At 65.1% G+C, this 5,199-nt stretch carries 5 protein-coding genes; all 5 read left to right on the top strand.

Annotation, left to right across the window (positions count from 1 at the left end):
* Nucleotides 1-590 (top strand): hypothetical protein (locus tag HU767_RS29010; RefSeq protein WP_238349540.1); only part of this gene is annotated, 590 nt, incomplete at its 5' end.
* Complete coding sequence (cobG, locus tag HU767_RS28405; RefSeq protein WP_275944495.1) at nucleotides 587-1,906, top strand: precorrin-3B synthase; 1,320 nt, start codon at nucleotides 587-589, stop codon at nucleotides 1,904-1,906. The genes HU767_RS29010 and cobG, both read left to right, overlap by 4 nt.
* The gene (locus HU767_RS28400; protein WP_186731096.1) at nucleotides 1,899-2,525 is read left to right on the top strand and encodes a precorrin-8X methylmutase; all 627 of its coding nucleotides are present in this window, start codon (nucleotides 1,899-1,901) and stop codon (nucleotides 2,523-2,525) included. Before cobG ends, HU767_RS28400 begins: the two co-directional genes overlap by 8 nt.
* The gene (locus HU767_RS28395; protein WP_186707861.1) at nucleotides 2,525-3,256 is read left to right on the top strand and encodes a precorrin-2 C(20)-methyltransferase; all 732 of its coding nucleotides are present in this window, start codon (nucleotides 2,525-2,527) and stop codon (nucleotides 3,254-3,256) included. Before HU767_RS28400 ends, HU767_RS28395 begins: the two co-directional genes overlap by 1 nt.
* Nucleotides 3,256-4,956: a precorrin-3B C(17)-methyltransferase gene (gene cobJ / locus HU767_RS28390; protein WP_186731095.1), complete on the top strand. Its 1,701-nt coding sequence runs from the start codon at nucleotides 3,256-3,258 to the stop codon at nucleotides 4,954-4,956. Before HU767_RS28395 ends, cobJ begins: the two co-directional genes overlap by 1 nt.
* Nucleotides 4,957-5,199 lie beyond the last annotated feature (243 nt).

The raw sequence follows: 5,199 nt of genomic DNA, 5'->3' as shown, positions 1-5,199 counted from the left end.
TTGTCTCTATCGTCGATCCAGGCCGAAGCATTCTTTATCGGCGCTTGGGTGAAAGGAGGAGGGGCGAAATCTCCCACGGTCTGTACTGCGCGAACAGTCAGAATCGAGCCTTGTCCCTCCTCCTCCCTTCAAGTCCTACCATACAAGCGAGCCTGCTCGCGAAGGCGGCGGTCCATCCAACATCACTTTTTCAGACAGACCGCTATCGCGAGCAGGCTCGCTCCCACAGGGATTTGGGGTTGAACGCAGAATTTGTGAACAGCCTGGCCAAAACTGTGGGAGCGAGCCTGCTCGCGAAGGCGGCGGTCCATCCAACATCACTTTTTCAGACAGACCGCTATCGCGAGCAGGCTCGCTCCCACAGGGATCTGGGGGTGAACACAGAATTTGTGAACACCCCGATCAAAACTGTGGGAGCGAGCCTGCTCGCGATGGCGGCGATACAAACAACATCATTGGATCAGGCAACCCGTGTTCTTGAGCAATCTCGCCTCAATCCGACAGGCAAGCTTTTCATGACCACCGGCAAAGCAGGCATAATGGCGCACCTTCGCCAATGTGGCGTTTCTCAGCTGCCGGTCTGCCCTTGAACGAACGTCCATCCTCCAACGTCATCCGCCCCTCCGGTTGCCCGGGGTTGCTGCGTGTCGTCCAGGCGTTGGACGGGGGGATCTGTCGGATCAAGCTCGATGGCGGTTCCATCCAGGCGGATCAGGCTGACGTCGTGGCCTTGGTGGCCGAGCGGTTCGCCGGGGGCGTGATCGAGGCGACCAACCGGGCCAACCTGCAGATCCGCGGGATCGGCCCCGGGCACGACGCGCTGATCCAGCCATTGCTGGCCGCCGGGCTTGGTCCTCGCAAACCGTCTGGCGATGACGTGCGCAACCTGATGCTCAGCCCCGCGGCTGGGATCGACCGGCAGATGCTCTTCGACACTCGCCCGTTGGCCGAGCAGATCCTCATCACCCTGCAAACCCACGAACGCTTCCCCGAACTGTCGGCCAAGTTCGCCGTACAACTGGACGGTGGAGAGGCGCTGGCAATGCTCGAACATCACCACGACCTGTGGTTGTCGGCCTTGGTCCTTGATGGCGAGCCCTGGCTGGCCTTCGGCTTGGCCGGTTCCCCATTGGATAAACCGGCGGGCAGGGTGCCCCTGGCCCAGGGGCATGCCTTGGTGGTGGCGGTGCTGGAGCTGTTCCTCGACCTGGCCCGCCCGGACCAGATCCGCATGCGTCACTTGTTGGCTGAAATCCCCAACGATGAATTCATGACCCGATTGGCCTGCCGCGTGCCGCTGCAAGCTTGCCTGGATTGGCAGCGGGACGAGCCCATCGACGAACTGCACATCGGCATCCATTCCCAGCACGACGACCGCGTCTACGTCGGCGCGGCGGCGCCCCTGGGGCGGCTCGATGCGGTCATGCTGCGGGGGGCGGCGCAACTGGCGCGGGAGAAGGGCGACGGCAGCCTTCGTTTCACGCCCTGGCAAAGCCTGTTGGTGCCCAACGTGTGTGTCGAGGATGCCGAAGAAGTCCTGGCGCGGCTCCAAACGCTGGGCCTGTTGGTGTCGGTCGACCAACCCCTGGCGCAGCTCATCGCCTGCACCGGTTCCAGTGGCTGCGGTAAAGCCCTGGCCGACACCAAGGCCGATGCTCGTCAATTGGCCGAGCTGCTGCAACGCCAGGGCCAGACCCTGAAAGTCCATCTGTCCGGCTGCCCGCGTTCCTGCGCGGCAGCCCATATCGCGCCCGCCACCTTGCTGGCGGTCGCGCCCGGTCGTTACGACCTGTATTTTCGTGATGCCGCGCTGCCAGGTTTCGGCGCGTTGCAAGCCCACAATCTGACTATTGAAGCGCTCGGCCAATGGCTCGACGCTCATCCCCGGAGCCCCCTTGATGCTTGATTACATCCGCGACGGTCAGGAGATCTATCGCAACTCCTTCGCGATTATCCGCGCCGAAGCCAACCTGGCGCGCATTCCGGCCGATCTGGAGAAACTCGCGGTGCGGGTGATCCACGCCTGCGGCATGGTCGAGGCCATCGATGGCCTGCAGTTTTCCGAGGGCGCGGGCACGGCCGGGCGTCAGGCGCTGGCCGCCGGTGCGCCGATCCTGTGCGATGCGCGGATGGTCTCCGAAGGCGTGACCCGCGCTCGCCTGCCGGCCAACAATCCGGTGATCTGCACCTTGCGCGACGAGAGCGTGCCGGCCTTGGCCCTGGAACTGGGCAACACCCGTTCGGCGGCGGCGCTGGAGTTGTGGCGTCCGCACCTGGAAGGCAGCGTCGTGGTCATCGGCAACGCGCCGACCGCGCTGTTTTACCTGTTGGAAATGCTCGACGCCGGCGCGCCGAAACCGGCTTTGATCCTCGGTTTTCCGGTGGGCTTCGTGGGTGCCGCCGAGTCCAAGGCAATGCTCGCGGCCAACAGCCGGGGCGTGCCCTTCGTGATCATGCAAGGCCGCCTGGGCGGCAGCGCCATGGCCGCCGCCGCCGTCAACGCCCTCGCTACGGAGGTTGAATGATGCAGCAGCCTGGACGTCTGATCGGCCTGGGCGTGGGCCCCGGTGACCCGGAACTGATTACGGTCAAGGCCCTGCGCCTGCTGCGCGAATCGCCCGTGGTGGCGTACTTCGTCGCCAAGGGCAAGAAAGGCAACGCCTTCGGCATCATCGAGGCGCATTTGCAGGACGCGCAGACATTGCTGCCGCTGGTCTACCCGGTCACCACCGAGGTGCTGCCGGCGCCGCTGTCCTATGAACAGGTGATCGCCGATTTCTACGACACCGCCGCCGAGCAATTGGCCGTGCACCTGGACGCCGGTCGCGACGTGGCGGTGATCTGTGAGGGCGACCCGTTCTTCTACGGTTCCTACATGTACCTGCACGATCGCCTGGCCGAGCGTTATGAGGCCCAAGTCATCCCCGGCGTGTGCTCGATGCTCGGCGCAGCCTCGGTGCTCGGTGCGCCGCTGGTCTATCGCAACCAGAGCCTGTCGGTGCTCTCGGGCGTCCTGCCTCACGATGATCTCAAGCGTCGCCTCGCCGACGCGGACGCGGCGGTGATCATGAAGCTGGGACGCAATTTCCCCAAGGTTCGCCAAGTGCTCCAGGAACTGGGCATGGACGGGCGGGCGCTGTACGTCGAGCGCGCGACCATGGCCAACCAGAAAATCGTGCCGTTGGATGACGTCGAGCCGATGTCTTCGCCGTACTTCTCGCTGATCATCGTGCCGGGCGAACGGTGGCAGGGTTGATGGCCGCCAAGACGCCGGCCATCGTCATCCTCGGCCCCGGCAGCCTGGCGACGGCTCGACGGATCCAGCAGCGCTACCCCGACGCCCTGATCCACGGCCTGGCCGGGCGGGTCGAGGGCGATCGGCAGTACCTGGAATTTGGCGCGACGTTGCGCGAACTCTACCAACAGGACACACCGATCATCGCCCTGTGCGCCGCGGGCATTGTCATCCGTACCCTGGCGCCGCTGTTGCTGGAAAAAGGCGCCGAGCCGCCGGTGCTGGCGGTGGCCGAGGATGGCAGCGCCGTGGTGCCTCTGTTGGGCGGCCTGGGCGGGGTGAATGACATGGCCCGGGACATCGCGGCAGCGCTGCAAGTCGCGCCGGCCATCACCACCAGCGGCGAATTGCGTTTCGGCACTTGCCTGCTCAATCCGCCAAGCGGCTACAGCCTCGGCGACCTGGAGCAGGGCAAGCGCTTCGTCTCCGACTTGCTGGCCGGTGAGCCGGTGCGCATCGAAGGCGCGGCGCCGTGGCTGGATCAGGCGCAGTTGCCGCAAAACCCGCAGGCGCGGCGCACGATCCACGTCGGCCATGCCGAGCGTGAGGCGAGCACTCACGAACTGCTGATTTATCCGCGCAGTGTCGCGGTGGTAGTGAGCGCCGAGTTGGCTGACCTGCCGGGCGCCGTTCGTGCCGCTTTGCAGCAAGCGAACGTGGCGCTTCGGAGCCTGGCGTGCCTGGTGGCGGCGGATACGCTGATGGCCAGCACGGTCTTGCGTGAAGCGGCGCTGGAATTCGGGGTGGCGCTGCGCTTTGTGGCTGCAACGGGCGATGCCGCCACCTTGGCCCGCAGTTCAGTGCCGGCGGCGAACATCCTTTCGGTGACGGACAACCTGGCCATCGCCGTTGCCGCTCAACCCTTGGATGTGGCCCAAATCGGTCGTCCGCGCGGACGCCTGGCGGTGATCGGCCTGGGGCCGGGCGCTGCCGAGTTGATGGTGCCGGCGGTGAAAGCCGAGTTGGCGCGGGCCACCGATGTGCTCGGCTACGAAACCTATGTACGCATGGCCGGCCCGTTTCGCGATGATCAAGTGCTGCACTGCACCGACAACCGCGAAGAAATGCAGCGCGCCCGACACGCCTTTGAGTTGGCTGCGCAAGGCCGTTCGGTGATCGTCGTGTCGTCCGGTGACCCGGGTGTGTTCGCCATGGCGGCAGCGGTGCTCGAAGCGTTGCACGAGTCCAGCGATCCGGCCTGGCACCAGGTTGAGCTGGAGATCCTGCCGGGCGTGTCCGCGTCCCTCGCCACCGCCGCCCAGGCCGGTGCGCCGTTGGGGCATGACTTCTGCGTGATGTCGCTGTCGGACAATCTCAAGCCTTGGTCGATCATTGAAAAACGCCTGGACCTGGCTGCCGAAGCCGATCTGGCGCTGGCCTTCTACAACCCGATTTCCCGTGCGCGCCCCTGGCAATTGGGGCGTGCGCTGGAGATCGTCGGCCAGCACCGCACACCGCAGACGCCGGTGGTGTTGGGGCGCGACATTGGTCGCCCGGGCCAGACCCTGCGTGTCACCACGCTGGGGCAGCTCACCGCCGAGCAGGTGGATATGCGCACGATGGTCCTGATCGGCTCCTCCACCACCTGTGTGTTCCCGCGTGCATCCGGTGGAAACTGGGTGTATACGCCTCGCTGGTATGGGGCCAAACCGGCCTCTTGAACCGCAACACCGTTCATTCAAGGATGGCACTCAAGACTGTCGTGGGGGAGCCACTGTGGCGAGGGAGCTTGCTCCCGCTGGGCTGCGCAGCAGCCCCAAAAGCAGCGACTCGATCTACCTGATGCACAGAGGTGTCAGGTTGTGGGCCGCTTCGCAGCCCAGCGGGAGCAAGCTCCCTCGCCACAGGATAAATAGGGGGCTTCAAGATCGCGTTATCGACGCTTTCCTTATTTGTCGATCCGA

Source organism: Pseudomonas sp. SWRI179, assembly GCF_014268705.1.
Lineage (GTDB): Bacteria > Pseudomonadota > Gammaproteobacteria > Pseudomonadales > Pseudomonadaceae > Aquipseudomonas > Aquipseudomonas zanjanensis.
The sequence above is the reverse complement of the archived record's forward strand: the minus strand, read 5'-3'. Positions and strand labels throughout refer to the sequence as shown.